This is a genomic window from Chitinimonas naiadis (assembly GCF_054780835.1).
Genome location: NZ_BAAGVO010000004.1, coordinates 922,612 through 941,033, shown reverse-complemented (window position 1 = coordinate 941,033; position 18,422 = coordinate 922,612). Strand labels below are relative to the sequence as shown.

Sequence of the window (18,422 nt, the reverse complement as noted above, 5' to 3'; positions counted from 1 at the left end):
CCATCATTTGATCTTCACCCGGTCATGGGTGCGCCAACTGGTGGTGTCGGACACCACGATGGTGTCACCCGCGGCCAGACCCTTGCGGATCACGATGCGGTTGACGGACGCGGTGCCGAATTCCACGCTCAGCCGCTGTGCCACGCCGTCGCTGTCCACGCGGTAGACATTGGCCGGGCTATCGGGCTGGCTGAACACCGGGCGGGTGACCTGCAGTGCGTCGGCCAGGCGGGCGACCTCCACCGTGCCATCCACGCTCAGGTCTGGTCGCGCGCCGCGCGGCAGGGCGCCCTTGAGTCGCAGGTCAACCTTGACCGTGCCATTGCTCACATTGGGTGCCACACGCATGACTTCCGCCGGGATGACCGCAGTGCGGGCATCGATCTGGCCCGGCTGGCCGATGGCCAGGTCGCGCGCCTGGGATTCCTGTATCTGCAGTTCGGCGTACAACTCACCGGGCCGGGCGAGCTTGGCGAGACTTGCCCCCATGGCCACCGCCTGGCCGGGCTGCAGGGTGAGTTCCTGTACCGTGCCGTCCATGGGCGCTCGTACGCTGAGTGCGGCCACCTGGTCCTGGGCGCGCTGCAGGGTCTTGCGCAGGCGGGCGACGATCGCTTCCTTCGCCGCCAACTGCGCGCGGATATTCGATTGCCCCTTCTTGAGCCGTTCGCGCTCCAGCGTCAGTGTCTCGTTCAACTGCTTGAGATTCAGTTCGCTGCGCTGATAGGTCAGCTTGGAGACAATGCCTTCCTTCACGAGGCCGGTCTCCGCTGCCAGCTGCAGGCGTGCGCTCTCCGCGGCGAACTCGGCCTTGGCCACGGTGGCATGCTGGTTGAGCTGCTCGCTATCGAGCTGGGTGCGCAAGGCATTCATTTCCGCCTCGGCCTGCTCCAGGCTCCAGCGGGTTTCCTCCGCCAACTGGTTGAGGGCAGGGTTGATCAGCTGCACCAGCACGGCCCCGGCCTGTACCTGGGTGCCCGGCTGCACCAGCACCCGCTCCACGCGGGCATCGCTCTGTGCGGCAATCAGCCGGATATCCAGCGCCCGCAGTACGCCGCTGCCCTGTACTGTCACCAGCAGCGGGCCGCGCTGTACCACGCCGGTGCTCACGCCCATCGCTTCCACCTTCATGCCGGCCGGCTTGGACTGCCAGGCAGCCAACACCACGCCGGTCGCGAGCAGCGCGGCAAGGCCGATCCAGACCGGGCGACGGCGCCAGAAGGCGGGTGGGGTAAGGGCGCGCTGTATGTCCATGACACTTCCGTTTTGCGATGGGATGACAAAACGGTAAGAGCAGCTTCAGTGCCAGCAGGGAAGGGTGTTGATTGTTAAGGGATTTGTTGCGGATACCAGCACATGGCGCGGCAGGGGAGTCCCAGCGTTGGGACTGACCAGTCCCAAAAGCGGGATGGCTTATTGGTGGATATCGCCTGACGGCCCATGGGCGGAGGTCGGCGATGTCATCGCCAAGTCATGATCCAATTATTCTTCTCATCTTTCCCCGACTCATAGTCAAACGTCCTACAATGTTTATTCATTAAGGTATTGACGTATAAAGATATTTTTGGGTTCTGTGTGCACTTGATGTAAGATATTATCTAGAAATTATTCTTCTAATTTTTCTAGAAAAACCATGACCAAGGCACTGCAGATTGCGGATCAGTTGACACTCGCCCTCCAGGGTGGCGCCCTGAGTGCCGAAGCCTTGGTCGGGCAACTCAACGTCAGCTATCCCACCCTGGTCAAGGCCATACAGTTGCGCGGGGAACAGATACGCGCCGTCGGGAAGACGAAGGGCAGGCGGTTCGCGCTGGTTGACCCTATCCCCGGCGTCGAGGTGGATGTGCCGGTCTTTCGGGTCGATCAACAAGGGCATCCGGTCATGATCGCCCACCTGACGCCACTGGCTGCGGCACAGTTTCTCTGGCGGCCGGCGGATGGCGCGGCAGAGACGATCAGCGATGGTCTACCGTATCAACTCTACGATTTTCGCCCACAAGGCTTTCTTGGCCGGGCATGGACCCGGGCGCATGCCGAGATCGGGCTGAATGCCGATGTATCGAGCTGGACAGATCGCGATGTCATTTTTGCTGCGGCAAAGCGTGGCGAGGATCTGCCCGGACACTACATCATTGGCAGTACGACCAGTATGCGACTGGCGCTGCTCAACCAGCGTCGGCTGCGGCATGCGATTCCCGCTGTCGCAAGGCTGGCGCGATATGGCGAGATGGCCGAGCAGGCGCTGGAATCGGACGAAGCACCGGGCTCCTCGGTGGGGGGAGAACAGCCAAAGTTCACGGCGCATGTTGACGATGGCGCGGGTTCGTACAGCGTGATCGTCAAATTCAGTGGCCGTCTTGATAATCCCGTATCCCAACGGTGGTCAGACCTGTTGCGTGCCGAGCATCACGCGCTTGAGACCTTGGGCCGGTCGGGTTTTCCGGCAGCGAAGACGTCTGTCCTGAATGACGGGAATCGTACCTACCTGGAAGTCAGGCGGTTTGACCGTGTTGGGCGGCTGGGGCGGGTGGGTCTCGTGTCGCTCAAAAGCTTTACGGAGCCTGCCGGCATGGTCCCGATGAGCTGGGAGCAGGCGGTGCCGGCCCTGATTGCGCAGAAGGTACTTCGGCCCGATACCCGGCAGGCCACCGCCTTGCTGGTCGCGTTCAGCATCCTGATCGGGAATGGCGATCGCCACCATGGCAACCTTTCCATTGTCGAAGAAGGGGCGATGCCATGGGAGCTTGCCCCCGCCTATGACATATTGCCCATGCACTACGCACCGCGTGCCAGCGGTGAGATCCGGTCGGAAGGCCTTGTCCTGCTGCCGCCGGATGCATCGGGTGTCGCGGCGCGCCGCCAGATGATGGCCCCCGCACTGGCGTTCTGGGAGGCGGTACGGGCCGATACCGAGATCACCGCACCGTTTCGCACCCTGGCCGAAATCAATCTCGATGCCGTACGTGCACACCAACGACTACTGGGTGCTGCCTAGAGATGGCACGCCGGTAGTGGTACTTGCTGCGATCGCTCATGCCCCCAGCAGATCGATCGCCGAATCGATCAGCATCATCCGCAGGGACTGACCTACATAGGTCACACGGTGCTTGATGTGATGGGTTTGCTGGTCGATGTGCTCGATGGTTACGAGGCCGGCCGCAGCGAGGTTCTGCGCCAGTGAGTTGAGCTGATCCTGGCTCAGCGTCGTGGTATAGGTAAAGCCACCCTCGCTGGAGTAGGACATCATCAGGAAGTAGTTGATCTCGTCGGCCGTCAGCTTGGCCAGTGCGCTCAGTTGCTCGGCGCTCAGACCCTGCTTGCGCAGCCCCTCGGCAAAGCGGAACTCCAGCGAGCCGGATTTCAGAAAACGCAGGCTGCGTAGCAGGGAAATGAGCGGTTCGCGGAACAGATAGAGTGCGATCAGTGCCGCAATGGGCCAGGAGGCATGGGTGATCGCGGTGTTGACCCAGGTGCTGGTGCAGTCGGCCGAGCCTAGCCAGTCAGACATGGTGTATCTCCTTGTCCCTGTACGATGGGCGATTGCCCCGCGCTAGCTGAGTGATAGCCCGCCCTATGCGGGTGGGCAATGCGTTACGAAGAACGGTAAATCGGGCTTAGCGTGCAAGTTGCGTGGTGGCGGTAAATACAAAGGCAATGCGGGGGTCCGGCTGCACCAGCTCTGTTTGCTTGCCGGTGTAGTGCAAACGGGAAAGGATGTCGCGCATCAGGTTCAGCCGCGCCAGGCGCTTGTTGTCAGCCTGGATGATGTGCCAGGGCGCTTTGGCGGTGTGGGTGTGCTGCAGCATTTCGTCACGCGCCATCGAATACGCTTTCCAGCGCTTGACGGCGACGGCATCGATCGGGCTGCGCTTCCACTGCTTGCGTGGGTCGCGTTCCCGCGCGGCAAGGCGCCGCTTTTGTTCGGGTTTGCTGATATCCAGGTAGTACTTCAGGAGCTTGATACCCGCGTTCACCAGCATGGCCTCGAAGCGGGGAACGGACTGCAGGAAGTCGCTATGTTCCCGTTTGGAGCAAAATCCCATGACCTTCTCCACGCCCGCCCGGTTGTACCAACTCCGATTGAACAAGACGAGTTCTTCGGCAGAAGGTAAATGCGCGACATAGCGCTGGAAGTACCAGTTGTGCCGCTCCCGGTTGGACGGTTTGCCCAGTGCCACCACCCGCGTATCGCGTGGGCTCAGGTACGCGATAATGCGCTTGATACTGCCATCCTTGCCGGCTGCGTCCCGCCCCTCCAGCAATACCAGCACACGCTGCCCGCGGCGGATCAGATGCCGCTGCAGTTTGACCAGTTCCACCTGCAGGATATGCAACTGCGCCTCGTAGTCTTCCCGCGATATCGACGCCGCGGTCTTGCCGTCACCAACGATCCCCGGATTGCCCGAGCCACCTTGCCCGGTGGGCGCCTTGCGTGTCGGCCCCTGTTTTTCCGGGCCGCGCTGCTTGCTCATGACCGCCACCACCCGGTGTCCTCGCGGGCGAGTTCCAGCGCGCAGCCATATTGCGCCATCGCCAGGCCCAGCCGTTCAAACAGGTCGTAGGGCGATTCCGCCGTGGCGAGGCCCGGGCAGCGCAAGGTGGCGATAGCGCTTGTAGCGGGGGGCGATATTGACGTGTCGTCGGCGACGTCATCGTCGCCACTCATGCTCCGTATGGTGATGCGGGGAGAGAACATGATGGGTCTTCCTCATCGAATGGCTGGCAGGCCTTGCCTGCCAGCGGGTCTGGCTAGCCATCTATGTATCGGATGGCACATAAGCAGACTAGGCCCATACCGGGGCGTGATCAGTTCGCTAGCGAACAGTGCTGTCCTTCTCCGGTCGCTCAAGACAAGGGCGTGGAAAGCTTGACCCATCGCGCGCAAAGCCCAGCCGGCTAAGTGTCTTGCCGCACAGACCGCCAGGGGCTTAGGGGAGAAACTCGGCGCTCTTTCAATCGAGCCGGAAAGTGCAGCATGAAAACCGACGCGCAATTGCAAGCGGATGTGATGGCGGAACTGCAGCGAGAGCCGTGGATTGCCGGCTCGCAGATCAAGGTGCTGGTCGAGTACGGCATCGTTACCTTGCGGGGCCAGTTGGCCAGCCATGCGGATAGGTGGGATGCCGAGCGGGCTGTCCAGCGGGTTGAGGGCGTGCGTTCCCTGGTGATCGAGCTGCAAGTCACCCTCGCGGCGTCGAGTGTGCAGGGCGATGGCGACATCCTGCTCGCGGCCGAGCGGACCCTCAGGCAGCTGACCTATCTACCCATGAACGGGGTCACTGTAGAAGTGCAGGGCGGCTGGATTACGCTATCTGGCGAAGTAGCCTGGGAGTATCAGCGCAAGGCCGCTGCGAAGGCGGTGCGCTATCTGCAAGGGGTGTGTGGCGTGAGCGACCATATCGCGATCAAGCCGCATTCACGCGTGAGTACGGTGGGCACCGATATCGAGGCCGCATTGCGGCGCCGGATCAAGACCGATGCCCCCAAGCTGCAGGTCGAGCTGGTCGGCACCAAGGTCACGCTTACCGGCACTGTCCGAAGCTGGTACGAAAGAGAGCTGGCTCGACACAGTGCCTGGGGTACCCCCGGCGTGCTGAGCGTGGTGGACAAGATCATCGTCATACGCTGACGGTCGCTGAGCAGATATACCTGTAAAAGCCCCCCGAAATCGGGGGCTTTTGCATACTGGCGGGCTCAGCGTTCCCATCGGAACGCTGAGCCTTAGCGCTGGTCGGTCCGCTGCTCGTCCCTTGTCCGGCGTTGCCGGACTCAGAGGCGCCCCATCAGTACCAGTACGATCAGGATGACGACGACCAGACCCAGGCCACCACTCGGGCCATAGCCCCAACTGCGACTATGCGGCCAGGTGGGAAGGGCGCCGACCAGTATCAGTATCAATACGATCAACAGTATGGTTCCCAAGCTCATGACATTCTCCTTGTAGCGGGGTGGGTTCAATTACCGATCGGTGGTTTGGTCGGCATTTCGGGTTCGTATTCGGGCGGCGGTGGCGCAGGTGGCGGTGGCGCCGCTTCCTTGCTCTCACCTGGCTTGTCTGGCACTACCTTGCTGTTGTCGCTATCGGTGCCGGGGCTGGTTTTCGATTCGGCCGGTACCGGTTGTTGAACAACGACGGTCCGTTCGCAAGCGGCCAGGATCAGTAACCCGAAAAGTGAGCCTATCAATGTGATGTGTCGCATAAGGACCTCCTGCAACAGCATGGCAAATGCCGTGCCACACCCTGAGGTTAAGCGCTGGTCAGCGATTGTTCTGTTCGATTGCGCACATAGTCATCCGGGAGGGCGGCGCGGGTACCGGGGGCTCATTGAAAAGCCCCCGGTGAAGGGGGCTTTCTCAATCAGCGGCCGGCAAAGGCAGGGCGGTTTTCCCCTGGCCGTTTATTGCATACCGGTCGACTCCCAATAGGGCGGACGATCATAGTGCCGGTAGACGTCGCGGTTCCATTTTTCATCGGCCATCGATGGCCATTTATCATCGTCGAAGCCCGGTGCCGATTCCAGACGTTCCTTGGACGCATCCAGCAGGTACTCGTTCTTGCTGACATCGTATTTGAGTGCGCTGAACGGCACGGCGAACAGCTTCTCTCCCATGCCCAGAAAACCACCGAATGAGACCACCGCGTAGGCGACCTTACCGCCGTGTGGATCAATGACGATCTCCTTGATGTCGCCCAGCTTGTCATCCTGCAGGTTGACTACGTCGGTGCCGATGACGCTCGATGCCTTGACGGGTGAGTTGGAAAATGCGGGTAACTGGTTCATTTGCTATTCCTCTGTCTTGTAGGTTGATAACGGCAAGGGTGACGGGAAGGCTCAGCATCGGGTGGCTGGTTCGGGGCAAGCCCCTTGCAACAACCGTTTGCGTCCTTCCCGCGGATACGCCAGATCGGTTAACTCAGCGGGGGCGTGCGATTGCGGCTCCCTCGGTGCTTCTTTTTCAGTGAAGCGACCTCTGAGGCGGTCTGGTAATCCGATCAGGCAGGGTGCTTCTGCAAGAAAGCCTTCACCTGTTTGTTCGCCTCATCGTGACTGAGGGCGTAACGCTCCTTCACCAAGCCGGACAGCTTTTGTTCCTGGCCTTCGGACTTGATCAACTCCGTTTCCGTCAGCTTGTTCCAGGCAACCTTGGCTGCGCTGATCTGTAGCTCCCACCTGCCGGCAATCGGCTTGGGGTCGGATTTGGCCTGGTTATTTGGGCCTTGCTGGCCGCTGGGTTTGGGTACGACCGGGGCGGCGCTCGTGGTACCGCTCTTGCTGGGTGTCGGTGCGTTGGGTTTGTTCATGGAAGACCTCTCGGTATATCCCCTGGCCCGCAGATTGCGGGGTGCGGGGAGGGTCGGACAGTCATACCTTGATCCTTACTGAACAGGCGGTCGGTACGGTAGCGAGCTTATGATCGCGAATAATCTGCTTGGCAGGCATTGCGCTCAAATGTCATCGTGATAAAGCTGTCCATCCTGAATCCTGACCTTGTCACCCACCTGCAGATTGTCGATCCGTTCATAGTCGAATCGCAGGTTGCGGCCATCCTCCGTGCGTACGCTCACGCGATAGATGGCCCGGTCGCTATCATGGCGCTTCTCCATGCTGTTACCGATCACAGCACCGCCCACCAGACCCACGCCAGTTGCCACACTACGGCCGCTACCGCTGCCAATCTGGTGTCCGATGACAGCACCTACGATGGCGCCTAGCGCTGCACCGCCACCGGTGTTGCGGCTGTCTATGGGAACGGATTCGATATTGCTCACCCGTCCATACTGGATGTGACGCTGTTCCAGACTGACATGGCTGGCATAGCGGTCTTCCCTGCGCGTATTGGCGGCGCACGAAGTCACCAGGGCGAGGGAGAGGAAGAAAAGGAGTTGAGTGAGCTTCTGGATAGTCATGGCGCGGCCTCATGGTCTGGCGGTAACACATCGCGCCGGGTCGAGGTTCATCCGCTCAGGCGCCCTGATGCGGCACCGTGCACTACGCCTAACCGGGCCGCCATGTCCTGTCAGGGACATGACCGCAGCTTGGGCTGGTGTAGGCTGGATGTCGGTACGTTTTCGAACACTGTGGCAATCGTCGTGAGTTCAGGCCGCCCATCCCACCAGACCTGGGCGACCGCCCGATTCAATGACTGGCCGTCACCCGCCAGACCACGTTACCCACGTCGTCGGCCACCAGCAGCGCCCCTTGCTTGTCGAGTGCGACGCCGACGGGTCGGCCATAGGCCTTGCCATCCGGACTGAGAAAACCGGTCAGCACATCGACTGGCGACGCGCCTGTTGGTTTGCCCTGCGCAAACGGGACAAAGACGACCTTGTAGCCGCTGTGCGGCCGCCGGTTCCAGGAGCCATGCTGCCCAACGAACATGCCCTCGGCAAAGGCGGAGGGCAAGGAATTCCCTGCAGCGGCCACCAGCCCCAACGAAGCGGTATGCGGGCCCAGTGCGTAGTCTGGCGCAATGGCACTCGCCACCAGCGCAGGTTGCTGCGGCTTGACCCTTTCATCGACATGCTGGCCGTAGTAGCTATAGGGCCAGCCGTAGAAGGCACCGTCCTTTACCGACGTCATATAGTCCGGCACCAGATCGCTGCCGATCTCATCGCGCTCGTTCACCACGGTCCACAACGCACCGCTACTGGGCTCCCAAGCCAAACCGTTCGGGTTGCGCAGGCCAGAGGCGAAGATACGATGCGCACCACTGGCAATATCCACCTCCCAGATCGCCGCGCGCCCGGCTTCCTCTGCCATGCCACGTTCCGCCACATTGCTGTTGGAGCCGACAGTGACATAGAGCTTGAGGCCATCCTGGCTGAGGATCAGGTTCTTGGTCCAGTGATGGTTGATGTTACCGGCGGGTAGCGCGACTACCACGCCGCCCACGCTGTCGATGCGTGTGTCGCCGGGCGAGTAGGGGAATCGCATAACGGCATCAGAATTAGCGATATAGAGATCATGGCCGATCAGCGCCATGCCAAACGGCGAATTCAATCCAGCCAGCAGCACCGAACGTTGATCGGCAATTCCGTCCCCATCGGTATCGCGCAGCAGCATGATGCGATTGGCGCTGGGTACCCCTGCACCCGCGCTTTTCATGAACAAGCCCATCACCCAGCCCTTGAGGCCATTGCCGTCGTCGGGTTTGGGGGGCGCGTTGGTTTCTGCTACCAGTACATCGCCATTGGGTAGCACATACAGCCAGCGTGGGTGGTCCAGACCGCTGGCGAAGAGGGTGACCTGGGTACCCACTGTCCCGTTGGGTATTGCGCCATTGGCCCAGCCTCGGGCCGGCGCAATATTGATCGTGGGGATCAGCGTTGGGTTCGGTGGTGGAAGGACAGGCTGGGGGCCTGTCCCATCGGCCAGCGGTAAGGTGGCGGTCTCTCCACAGGCCGTGAGCAGCCAGGCGGCCAGCAGCGCTACTGGCGCGGCAAGCGGGCGCGCTGCGGTGTTCACAGCCTGCCCGTCAGCATCAATACGGCCAGCACAATCACAACCAAACCCAATCCGCCACTGGGCCCGTAGCCCCAGCCACGGCTATGGGGCCAGCTTGGCAGCACGCTAACCAGTACCAGGACTAGCAATAGCAACAACAGGGTTCCCAAACTCATGATTTTCTCCTTGGCGTCCTGTCAGGGCGCCTTTAATTGGGCGTGGTCGGCTTAGGCGACATTTCCGGCTCATGCTCGGGCGGTGGCGCAGGTGGGGTGACGATCACCGTGGTGGTGTCCACTCCCGGCTTGCCTTTGTCACCCTGGTTGCCGTCGTTTCCTTGATTGCCCTGTGCGCCCTGGCTCCCCGCAACACCTTGTGCGCCGGCCGGGCCTGGGACGGCGACCGGGGTGGGTTGGGTGGTGACGATGACCGGTCGTTCGCAGCCGGTAAGCGCCAGCGTGGACAGAAAGCCGCCAAGTAGTAGGTACTGGGTCATGGTTGATTCCCTTTATGGATGAGTGATGGGGTGGGGTACCGGCAGGGTTCGTTTCGCCGAACGCACGCGGTGGGTGGAAGAGGGTAAGACAGCGCAGGTCGCGTTCCTGGTTGCCTGGCGCCGCGATAGGTAAAGCAGCAGCAAGCCACTGAGTACCGCTGCCAGGCACCACCAGCGGGAAATGAACCACGCCAGGTAGAGGCCATACGCCACGATCAGGGCGAGACAAGCCGCGACGGCGAGATCCCAGGTCGAGCGCTGGTGGGAATGGGGCTGGCCGATATAAGTCCCCAGTAGTTGGTCCCAATAGGTGGTGGTGACGCCGTAGCTGCCCGCTTTGCCGCTACGGTTGTGGTGCACCGCATGCCAATAGCGGCGCCGCACCAGCCAGGGATGGTGGGCGCGCCAGTGGTGGGTGGCGTGATGGGTGATCGCATAGAACAGATAGCCACCCAGCACCCCGAGTGTCAATGCGGCGGCGTGCCACGCCGTACCCAGCAGCAGGGTTGGGAGGAACACCAGCGTGCCGATCAGACTGGCGCTCAACACTGTCGGGGCGCAGATCAATGCATTCGGGCGCTGGTGATGGGCGGTATGCCAGCGACGAAACGGCTCCAGCCCATGCAGCACAAAGCGGTGCAAGGCGTATTCGATTGCGCTCCAGCTCAAGAGGCCCAGCAGCGTCAGCAATTGCAGCTCGGCATGCCATGCAGCCGGGCTGGCAAGCAGCAGATAGCCTGCCAGCAGTAGAACGCTCGCACCATAGGCGGCAAAGTCGGCGTGATAAGCCGCCTTGCTGTGTTCTAGCGCAAACAGGGGCATGGGAATTCTCCGTGGCAGGATCGGGTAGCGGAAGGACTGTGCGGCTGAAGCTAGGCGTGTGGCGACATGCGGTCTGTACGCCAGCGCACAGGCGGCCGAATATCGGAGAAGCGGCAGTCCTCGCGCGTGGGACGGCGCTTATGTGCGGTAGCGTACATAAGCGCTGTCGTTGTCCGCGTAAGCTGCTGAGGTCAAACGACTCCCGGCCAATGTCGCCGGGAGCTTCAATCTGACCAGGGAGGGGCGTAATGAATCTGGTATTTGACCCGAAGAAGAATCGTTTACTGGCGATGTTGCCGCCAGCGGAATGGGAGCGCTGGCGCACGCAGCTCGAACCCGTCGATCTCGCGCTCGGTGATGTGCTGTACGAATCGGGCGGCAAGATGAGCCATGTGTATTTCCCGACCAGCGCGATCGTCTCCCTGCTTTATGTCATGGAGAACGGTGCCTCGGCCGAGATCGCGGTCGTTGGCAATGAAGGGATAGTCGGTATCTCGCTGTTCATGGGCGGCGGCTCCACGCCGAGCCGAGCCGTGGTGCAAAGTGCCGGCAAAGGATTCAGGCTGGGTGCCCATGCCTTGAAGGATGAGTTCAACCGTTCCGGCCCCACCATGCATCTGTTGCTGCGCTACACCCAGGCCTTGATCACGCAGATGGCACAAACGGCCGTCTGTAACCGTCATCATTCGCTGGACCAACAGCTATGCCGTTGGCTGCTCCTGAGCCTGGACCGTCTGCAAGGCAACGAATTGCTGATGACCCAGGAATTGATCGCCAACATGCTGGGTGTTCGCCGAGAGGGAGTGACCGAAGCTGCATTGAAGTTGCAGGCGGTGGGCTTGATCCGATACTCGCGTGGGCATATCTCGATACTTGACCGTCGAGGACTGGAAAAGCGCAGCTGCGAGTGCTACGCGGTGGTCAAGAAAGAATACGACCGTCTGCTGCCAGAAATCCTGGCCTCCTAGCACGCTCATTTCAGCTTCCTCCGGGGGCATCGCCCCAGTCGTGACGCCCACCATGCCGCGCATTCCCGCCCCTTGCAGATACGGCAGCGAGGGCGACGTCGCCCTGACTATCCCATCCTATCCATGTGCGATAACGCACAGACGCTCTCCTGGCACACGTCCACCGTGCTGGCAGGCGTCTGATCATGACCCATGCCCAGCGATGGGCCTGGTATTCATGTTTGCCTCGCTCCCGTCACCTACCAAGAGGAATCACATCATGAATACCCATCAACACGGCAAACTGGCCATGACCGTTGCCGCCTTGTTCGTCGTCTCCAGCGTCTATGCCGCCACCATGAACAAGACCGACTACGGTACCGCCAAGGACCGCATCAGCGCCGATTACAAGCGCGACAAGGCCGCCTGCAGCAGCGATAGCGGCAATGCGAAGGACATTTGCAAGGAGCAAGTCAGCGGTAAGGAAAAGATTGCCAAGGCCGAGCTGGAATATCGCTATTCGAGCAAGCCCGGCGATGGCATCAAGCTCTCTGTCGCCAAGGCCGATGCGACCTTTGCGGTTGCCAAGGAAATGTGCGACGAAAAGGCTGGCAATGCCAAGGACGTCTGCCGGACTGAGGCCAAGGCAGTACACACCAAGGCACTGGCCGACAGCAAGCTGACCGAGAAAGTCGGCGCGGCAGCGAAGGAATCAATCGCTGACAAAAAGGATGCCGACTACAAGGTCGCTGCCGAGAAGTGCGACAGCATGGCAGGCGATGCCAAGAGCGCCTGCGTCAGCATGGCCAAGGCGAAATACCAGTAAGCATGTGACTGGTGCCAATGCGGATTGCATGGGCATCTTCTCCAGGCCGGCCGCCATGGGAGCTTGAAATGAACCAGATCAAAACCAGCCACCGTGCCGTGGCAAGTGCGGTGCTGCTCGGGAGCATTGCCTTATCCTGTAGCTCAGCACACGCCGCTTATGATGGCAATGCATTGCGGGACGACTACAACCCCTCCTGGTACCTGATGCCCAGCATCAATGGTATTGACCCGGATAACCGATTCGGGACCGATCGTCGTGGCGAAGGGGTGGGTATACGCCTGGGCAAGCCGGTTGCCCCGTCATGGGATATCCAGTTCGGCCCCACGTTTTCAAGGGTGCGAGATGGTGAGGGTCGCTATCGGCAGAACACCTTCGGTATTGATGCGCTCTACCTGTTTTCACGTGGGCGCTTCGGCCCCTTCATACTGGTCGGGGCTGGTGCAGAAATGGACAAGGTCAGCCAGTCCGGCGTCCAGGTCGACCGTACTTCGCCGTATGTGAATGCCGGTGTTGGCATGCAGTATGCATTTGGCCATCAATGGGGCATGCAGGCCGATGTCCGCCGTGCGCACAGCTATCTGCGTGGCGATGAATTCAACTTCAACCGTGCCAACACGACGGTGCTGACCGTGGGCCTGACCTATGCCTTCGACAAGGCCGTCCGCCGTACACCGGTGGCGCGTACCGAATATCTACCCGCACCGGCCATACCATCCCCGGTTGCCGTGGTCATACCGCCCCCTGCACCGCGCTTTGAGCGCTACACCCTGTCGTCTACCGAGTTGTTCGGGTTCGATAGCTCGGCACTGAACCTGCCGCAGGCCAAGCTCGATGAGATTGCCGATGTATTGATCCGCAACCCGCAGCTCGGGCCTATCACCATCTCCGGTTACACCGACCGCTTGGGATCGGACAACTACAACCAGAAATTGTCCCAGCAAAGGGCCGATGCGGTGAAGACCTATTTGACCAATAAAGGGGTCGATCCGGCGCGCTTGCTGACCGTGGCCATGGGCGAGCAGCATCCGGAGGTGGATTGTACCGATACCAATCGGGCCGACCTGATCCGCTGCCTGGAACCCAATCGCCGGGTTGAGAGCGAACAGATGGTGATCGAAAGGTTGGTCAGGTAGGGCGCATCGTATACAACAGAACGCCAGGCAGATTGCCTGGCGTTTTACATGGCGTGGAATGGCCCAGGATCAAAATATCAGCCCCGAGGACCGCACCCGCTTTACGCCCCGTACATTCTTGGCCAGCTCCACTGCCAATGCACGTTCTGCGCCGCTATTGAGCTTGCCAGTCAGTGTGACGATGCCACCGTGTGTGTTGACGGTGATGTTGTTCCCGGCAACCTCGTTCGAATACAAAAAGGTGGATTTGACCTTGGTGGTGATCCAGCTGTCGGTAATGCCCATGCCTGCTTCGCTCGCGGCCTGCTGAGCAGTCTCTCCCACCGTCGAGGTGGGTGGTACGATAATCAACTGGTTGTCGACATACTGCACGCCACGGGTATTCTGCGCCAACCGGCTTGCCAGCTCCTTGGCGGCGGCGCTATCGGCCTTGCCTTGCAAAGTGACTTTGCCGCGCCGGGTTTCCACTTCGGTGCTCAGGCCATTGGCGTACTTGCTCCAGAGCAGCTTGGACTTCACGGCCGCCGTAATGGTCGCATCTTCGATCGATTCACCATAGCTGCGGTTGCTGGTTGTCGTCGGTGGCCGGTAGTCCGGCTGTACCTCGATCTGATTGTCGACCTCCTTGATGCCGGCCACACCGAGGGCGATCTGCTTGGCCAGTTCCTTGGTCACGCCTTCCTCTACCTTGCCAGTCAATGTGGCCTTGCCATCCAGTACGGTTACCTTGAGTTCGTTCGCGCGCAGGTGAGGGTTGAGCGCAAAGGTCGTCCAGATCTGGGTCTCCTGCCGCGCATCGATCACATCCTGCGAGGCCAGGGGGGCGGCAAGCGGGGTAGCGCCACCAATGGTTGTGAGGACGAGCCCAAAGGCAAGCCAGGTGTTCTGTGAACGTTGTTGCATGATGATGTCTCCGGTACGGCAGACCTGGGCCGGCCTGGGATTCAGCTACCCGAACCACCAACTTGCCCCTTGGCACTGAGTTTCATTTGCGGGAGGGTAATGGTTTACTTTAGTAGCGCTGCGTAGTCAGAAATGCTCGAACCTGCTGGTTGGCGGCCTCACTGGAGATGCCGTAGCACTGCCGTACCAGGCTGGAAAGACGTTGCTCATGTCCCTCGGTTTTCAGCAGCTCGTCTTCCGACAGCTCCGTCCAGATACTGCGGGCCGCGTCAATTCGGTCCTCCCAGTCGGGCTTGATGCCGCCATCGCTCTTCACGGTACCCATGGTGCTGGGGTCGAATCGCGCGGTATTGAACGCTTGGCGCGGCCTCTCAGAGTCAGAGCCGTCGTTATCCGTATGCATGCCCAACTCGTTGGGTGCGCCCACGGGATCGGCATCCTCGTCTTCGAAGAAGGTCCCGTCTTCCTGCGCCTGTTCCGAAGAGGCCTGTTGCTCGAATACGGCGTCGGCAAGATCCTCCGGGTCGGTAGGCAGGTTGACAAGCCCCTGCTGCTGCATCTGGGGTGGGTAGGCGATCTGTTCGCTCCCCTTGATGTAGACCGGTTCCTTGGCTTTGTTCATGGTGGCCTCTCGGTGTGTCCCACGGCTCGCGGATTGCGGGGTGGTTGGCCCTTGAACTTTGCCTTGGCAGGTGCCTGGTGTCGGTGCGCTACCGATCATTAGCAGGGAGCGATGTAGTACGTCCCCGCCTGGGAATCAACAACGCGATGGCTGCGCCTGGAGTGCGAACCGCTACCCATGCCGCCTGGTCTGTGCCAGAAAGAAACGCAGCATCTCCGCGCTGGCATCCGGTCCCTTGGGGTCGGTATAGCTACCTCGTCGGTTCCCACCGGACCAGGCGTGGCCGGCGCCATGCACCAGCCAGTGCTCCATCACTGCTTGCTGGCGGGCATCGTGGTAACTGGAAACCGTATAGCGATGCCCGGCCGGGACCTGACCTCGCCGGATGTGATCGGGCCTGGAGGGCTGGGCTGCGCCACCGATGTCCGCGGAGGCTGGCCTTGCCTGCGCCACGACGCGGTCGCCGTTGGCCGGGTGGACGGTGGTATCCCGGTCACCATGAAAAACAATGGTCGGCAGTGTGTTCACTCGGGCCGGTTCGGTCTTCTGCAGGCCTGCCATCGCCGCCAGACCCTGCATCGCGGCCAGTGCGGAGGGCAGGTCCTTGGCGGCGGCATAGGGCAGGCCGGAATGCACGCCGACCGCCGCATAGATATCCGGATAGGTCGCACCCATGATCATCGCCATCGCGCCACCGGCCGACAGCCCGGCCACATAGACGCGAGCCGAGTCGATGGCATAACGTGCCAGCATGTCCTGCGTCATGCCGGCGAGGATGGCCGGCTCGCCCTGCCCGCGTTGCTGATCGCTGTCCTTGAACCAGTTCCAGCAGGCGGAGCTGTTGGCCTGGCTGGTCTGCGCCGGGTAGAGTACATAGCAGCGCTGCGCGTCGGCCAAGGCGTTCATTTGCGTGCCGACGGCAAAGTCATCCGGGTTCTGGGTGCAACCATGCAGCATCACGATCAGTGGCAGGGGCTGGTCAAGCGGACCCGACGGTATATAGAGCTTATAGTTGCGGCTACCTGCTGTGCCACTGAAGCGGCCGGCGAGAAAGCGCCCCTCGCCAGTCTTCCCTGCTGGTTCGGTCCGTGGCACGGCATCGGCCATCCTTTCTTTGTCGGGATTGCCGTGTTGTCTTGGCGCGGGCTCGACCACGGTATAGCTGCCGTCCAATGGTGGGCGACTATCCGCCTCTGTAGAGAAGGTTGCAGGCACCGATCCCTTGGCTTGCAGCTTGCGCTGTATCAGTTCGGTCGCATCCATCAGCCTGCCCGCCGTGGTGAGGCGCGTGGCTTCTCGCAGCAGACTTTCCATATTCATGGTCATGACTAGCCTTTCCGGTTGGGCGGCTGCCGGGGACCGGGATGGTCACCAGCGTTGCCCCGTTCAATGTATCCGTTCGCCCAGTGCCCTCCGGACGGCTTCCCCTGCCTGCAATACGCCCAGTACGTAGATGGAAGCGATCGTGGCCAAGGCAAGTTCGGGTGGCACGTCGTCACCTATGCTCGCCAAGCCCACCACATGTATTTGCAGTTGCTCGCCGCGCTGCCGGACTGCTTCCAGCGCCTTCCGGTCGTAGTGCTGCAGACCCAGCACCAGCGTCTTGCGGGCGATGGTCTGCCGGACGACTTCGGCATGCGTGGCCAGCAGGTTGCGGGTGGCCGTCCGCAGAAAATCCGTCCGGTTGGAATAGAACCCTTCCTGCACCAGCAGATCGATCTGCCCGAGGTCGACGACGCCCAGGTTGATCGTCATCTTCTCCGTCTCACCCGCTTTTGCTCGCAAACCAGTCTCTCCTTGGTATTGAAGTTTTACGCCTACGGATTCCATATTCCATCCAAATACCATCCATATGGATGGTGATAATAGGCCGATGCGGGACGGGGTCAAGCGAAATCCTGAGCGGTAGTGGATTGATTTCATTGCCTGTCGGCGACCCAGGAGGCGGCTGGGCGAGGATAGGCGTGCCGAATCCAGGCCAGCCGAGGGTTGTGAGGCGGCAGGAGGAAATTCATTCCTGCTTGATTAGTGCAGGAACATGGCGATCAGGACAAATACGGGAATGGGTACGCCCAGTACATAGAGAAAGACCGCACGCATGTCAGCCGCGTCGGGACGATGAAAGGAGCGATCAGTGATCACGGTGTTGTCCTCCCCAGATAGCCGCCACACAGGCGACAAATGCGCCCATCAGTACCGCGATGAATAGCCATAGCATGGAGTTGGCTGTGTTTTTCTGGTCGCGCTTCAATGCTTCCTGCAAGGTAACGGTCTGCATATTTAGTTTGGCCTGGATGGTCTCGAAGCTATCTTTCACCCGTTGTTCTGCTACCGCTTGCGGCAAGCCGGTATACGGCGCGATCACTTGGCCCACGTAGCGGATATCTCCTTCTGGCAGGCCGTGGCTATCGAGGGCGTTCAGCAGAATGCGAGTGACCTCTGCCGACAAATGGGGAGAGGGGACCTCAGCTGGATACTTCAACGGACCTTGTGGGTAAGCGCGAGTCACGGTGGTGTTTCGGCGAAATAGCAAGTCCACCTCGTAAGCCATGTCCCGGCCGGTGTCTGGCAGGGCATCGGCCGGGATATCCGGCTTGGCCTGCACTGCAGCCGGAGAGCCAGCACGCCCTGCGGGGGTAAGCAGCGATTCGATACTGGGAGTCAGCAGGACTGCCGTGATCAACGCGGCCAATGACCAGGCCAGCAGGCCATGTGCGCTGTCCCGGAAATAGATCTCATCGTCATCCTCGCCGCGCCAGCGACAACAGAGACGGGCTGTGATATAGCCGCCGCAGGCAGCCGCGAACATATGGGAGGTCATGAGCCAGAGAATGGTTGACCAGGCGATGGTGCGGGTCCCGATACTGCTGCGTACCCAGGGAGACATCGTGGAGAGATCCAGCCCCATGCCCAATAGCAGCAACATAAGCGACAGCGCTGCCGCGACCACGGCACCCGCAATGATGGCAGCCCAGGAGACCGCGCTGGTTAACGGCGCGGGGACTGAAGCGGCTTCGCGCTCGCTGGTGGTATAGGTGGTCAGTTCGGTAGCAATATTCATGGCAACCCTCAGCGGGCTGTCCACCGCTAACGTGGCAGGTCTGCACGATGGATAGCCTGCGGGCATGATCACGCAAGGTCGGATAGCATGTCTGTTCGCTAGCGATCATAGGGATGTTGTGCTACGTACAGGACGACGGTTGCTCGCCTGCATCGGCTGCCGT

Annotated in this window: 23 protein-coding genes; 5 read left to right on the top strand and 18 right to left on the bottom strand. The window is 60.9% G+C overall.

All coding sequences use genetic code 11. The features are described 5' to 3' along the window. Positions 1-3 precede the first annotated feature (3 nt). Entirely contained in the window at positions 4-1,254 is a 1,251-nt protein-coding gene (locus tag ACYVHK_RS10510; RefSeq protein WP_460531029.1) for an efflux RND transporter periplasmic adaptor subunit, read from the bottom strand. A 379-nt stretch (positions 1,255-1,633) separates the two neighbouring features. Between ACYVHK_RS10510 and yjjJ the strand changes: the two genes are divergently transcribed. Next, the gene (yjjJ, locus tag ACYVHK_RS10505) at positions 1,634-2,995 is read left to right on the top strand and encodes a type II toxin-antitoxin system HipA family toxin YjjJ (RefSeq protein WP_460531026.1); all 1,362 of its coding nucleotides are present in this window, start codon (positions 1,634-1,636) and stop codon (positions 2,993-2,995) included. Positions 2,996-3,031: 36 nt separating this feature from the next. On the opposite strand, the gene ACYVHK_RS10500 is transcribed toward yjjJ, so the two are convergent. The 3 genes from ACYVHK_RS10500 to ACYVHK_RS10490 all read right to left on the bottom strand — a co-directional run bounded on the left by ACYVHK_RS10500 (position 3,032) and on the right by ACYVHK_RS10490 (position 4,696). After that, positions 3,032-3,508 carry a hypothetical protein gene (locus ACYVHK_RS10500; protein ID WP_460531023.1) on the bottom strand — a complete coding sequence of 159 codons (477 nt, stop codon included), beginning with the start codon at positions 3,506-3,508 and terminating at the stop codon, positions 3,032-3,034. 106 nt (positions 3,509-3,614) lie between these two features. Beyond that, complete coding sequence (gene ppk2, locus ACYVHK_RS10495) at positions 3,615-4,472, bottom strand: polyphosphate kinase 2 (protein WP_460531020.1); 858 nt, start codon at positions 4,470-4,472, stop codon at positions 3,615-3,617. Further along, the gene (locus ACYVHK_RS10490) at positions 4,469-4,696 is read right to left on the bottom strand and encodes a hypothetical protein (protein ID WP_460531017.1); all 228 of its coding nucleotides are present in this window, start codon (positions 4,694-4,696) and stop codon (positions 4,469-4,471) included. Before ACYVHK_RS10490 ends, ppk2 begins: the two co-directional genes overlap by 4 nt. Positions 4,697-4,975: 279 nt before the next feature. Between ACYVHK_RS10490 and ACYVHK_RS10485 the strand changes: the two genes are divergently transcribed. Continuing rightward, the gene (locus ACYVHK_RS10485; protein WP_460531014.1) at positions 4,976-5,629 is read left to right on the top strand and encodes a BON domain-containing protein; all 654 of its coding nucleotides are present in this window, start codon (positions 4,976-4,978) and stop codon (positions 5,627-5,629) included. Positions 5,630-5,769: 140 nt separating this feature from the next. Here the strand turns inward: ACYVHK_RS10485 and ACYVHK_RS10480 are convergent, their stop codons facing one another. The 9 genes from ACYVHK_RS10480 to ACYVHK_RS10440 all read right to left on the bottom strand — a co-directional run bounded on the left by ACYVHK_RS10480 (position 5,770) and on the right by ACYVHK_RS10440 (position 10,764). Beyond that, the gene (locus tag ACYVHK_RS10480) at positions 5,770-5,928 is read right to left on the bottom strand and encodes a DUF3309 family protein (protein WP_460531011.1); all 159 of its coding nucleotides are present in this window, start codon (positions 5,926-5,928) and stop codon (positions 5,770-5,772) included. 26 nt (positions 5,929-5,954) lie between these two features. Continuing rightward, positions 5,955-6,200 (bottom strand): hypothetical protein, encoded by a 246-nt coding sequence (locus ACYVHK_RS10475; RefSeq protein ID WP_460531008.1) that lies wholly within the window; start codon positions 6,198-6,200, stop codon positions 5,955-5,957. A gap of 198 nt (positions 6,201-6,398) precedes the next feature. Beyond that, a complete protein-coding gene (locus ACYVHK_RS10470; RefSeq protein WP_460531005.1) occupies positions 6,399-6,782 on the bottom strand; it encodes a PRC-barrel domain-containing protein in 384 nt (127 codons plus the stop codon). Between the two features lie 212 nt (positions 6,783-6,994). Further along, positions 6,995-7,303: a CsbD family protein gene (locus ACYVHK_RS10465; RefSeq protein ID WP_460531002.1), complete on the bottom strand. Its 309-nt coding sequence runs from the start codon at positions 7,301-7,303 to the stop codon at positions 6,995-6,997. 144 nt (positions 7,304-7,447) lie between these two features. Beyond that, on the bottom strand, positions 7,448-7,909 hold the full coding sequence (locus ACYVHK_RS10460) for an outer membrane lipoprotein (protein WP_460530999.1): 462 nt from the start codon (positions 7,907-7,909) through the stop codon (positions 7,448-7,450). 229 nt (positions 7,910-8,138) lie between these two features. After that, positions 8,139-9,467 (bottom strand): PQQ-dependent sugar dehydrogenase, encoded by a 1,329-nt coding sequence (locus tag ACYVHK_RS10455; RefSeq protein ID WP_460530996.1) that lies wholly within the window; start codon positions 9,465-9,467, stop codon positions 8,139-8,141. After that, entirely contained in the window at positions 9,464-9,622 is a 159-nt protein-coding gene (locus ACYVHK_RS10450; protein WP_460530993.1) for a DUF3309 domain-containing protein, read from the bottom strand. Before ACYVHK_RS10450 ends, ACYVHK_RS10455 begins: the two co-directional genes overlap by 4 nt. 32 nt (positions 9,623-9,654) lie before the next feature. Beyond that, positions 9,655-9,942, bottom strand: a complete 288-nt coding sequence (locus ACYVHK_RS10445) for a hypothetical protein (protein ID WP_460530990.1) — start codon at positions 9,940-9,942, stop codon at positions 9,655-9,657. Between the two features lie 12 nt (positions 9,943-9,954). Next, positions 9,955-10,764, bottom strand: coding sequence for a sterol desaturase family protein (locus ACYVHK_RS10440; protein WP_460530987.1), 810 nt, complete (start codon positions 10,762-10,764; stop codon positions 9,955-9,957). 248 nt (positions 10,765-11,012) lie between these two features. Between ACYVHK_RS10440 and ACYVHK_RS10435 the strand changes: the two genes are divergently transcribed. From ACYVHK_RS10435 to ACYVHK_RS10425, 3 genes are all read left to right on the top strand, one after another. Further along, positions 11,013-11,732 (top strand): Crp/Fnr family transcriptional regulator, encoded by a 720-nt coding sequence (locus ACYVHK_RS10435; protein WP_460530983.1) that lies wholly within the window; start codon positions 11,013-11,015, stop codon positions 11,730-11,732. 259 nt (positions 11,733-11,991) lie between these two features. Beyond that, positions 11,992-12,537, top strand: a complete 546-nt coding sequence (locus ACYVHK_RS10430; RefSeq protein WP_460530980.1) for a hypothetical protein — start codon at positions 11,992-11,994, stop codon at positions 12,535-12,537. A gap of 68 nt (positions 12,538-12,605) precedes the next feature. Next, positions 12,606-13,673, top strand: a complete 1,068-nt coding sequence (locus ACYVHK_RS10425) for an OmpA family protein (protein ID WP_460530977.1) — start codon at positions 12,606-12,608, stop codon at positions 13,671-13,673. A gap of 69 nt (positions 13,674-13,742) precedes the next feature. On the opposite strand, the gene ACYVHK_RS10420 is transcribed toward ACYVHK_RS10425, so the two are convergent. The 5 genes from ACYVHK_RS10420 to ACYVHK_RS10400 all read right to left on the bottom strand — a co-directional run bounded on the left by ACYVHK_RS10420 (position 13,743) and on the right by ACYVHK_RS10400 (position 18,259). After that, entirely contained in the window at positions 13,743-14,576 is an 834-nt protein-coding gene (locus ACYVHK_RS10420) for a BON domain-containing protein (RefSeq protein WP_460530974.1), read from the bottom strand. Between the two features lie 109 nt (positions 14,577-14,685). After that, a complete protein-coding gene (locus ACYVHK_RS10415; protein WP_460530971.1) occupies positions 14,686-15,198 on the bottom strand; it encodes a CsbD family protein in 513 nt (170 codons plus the stop codon). Positions 15,199-15,369: 171 nt separating this feature from the next. Next, on the bottom strand, positions 15,370-16,524 hold the full coding sequence (locus ACYVHK_RS10410; RefSeq protein ID WP_460530968.1) for a CE1 family esterase: 1,155 nt from the start codon (positions 16,522-16,524) through the stop codon (positions 15,370-15,372). A gap of 60 nt (positions 16,525-16,584) precedes the next feature. Further along, on the bottom strand, positions 16,585-16,983 hold the full coding sequence (locus ACYVHK_RS10405; RefSeq protein WP_460530965.1) for a hypothetical protein: 399 nt from the start codon (positions 16,981-16,983) through the stop codon (positions 16,585-16,587). Between the two features lie 346 nt (positions 16,984-17,329). After that, the gene (locus ACYVHK_RS10400; protein WP_460530962.1) at positions 17,330-18,259 is read right to left on the bottom strand and encodes a hypothetical protein; all 930 of its coding nucleotides are present in this window, start codon (positions 18,257-18,259) and stop codon (positions 17,330-17,332) included. Between the last annotated feature and the right edge of the window lie 163 nt (positions 18,260-18,422).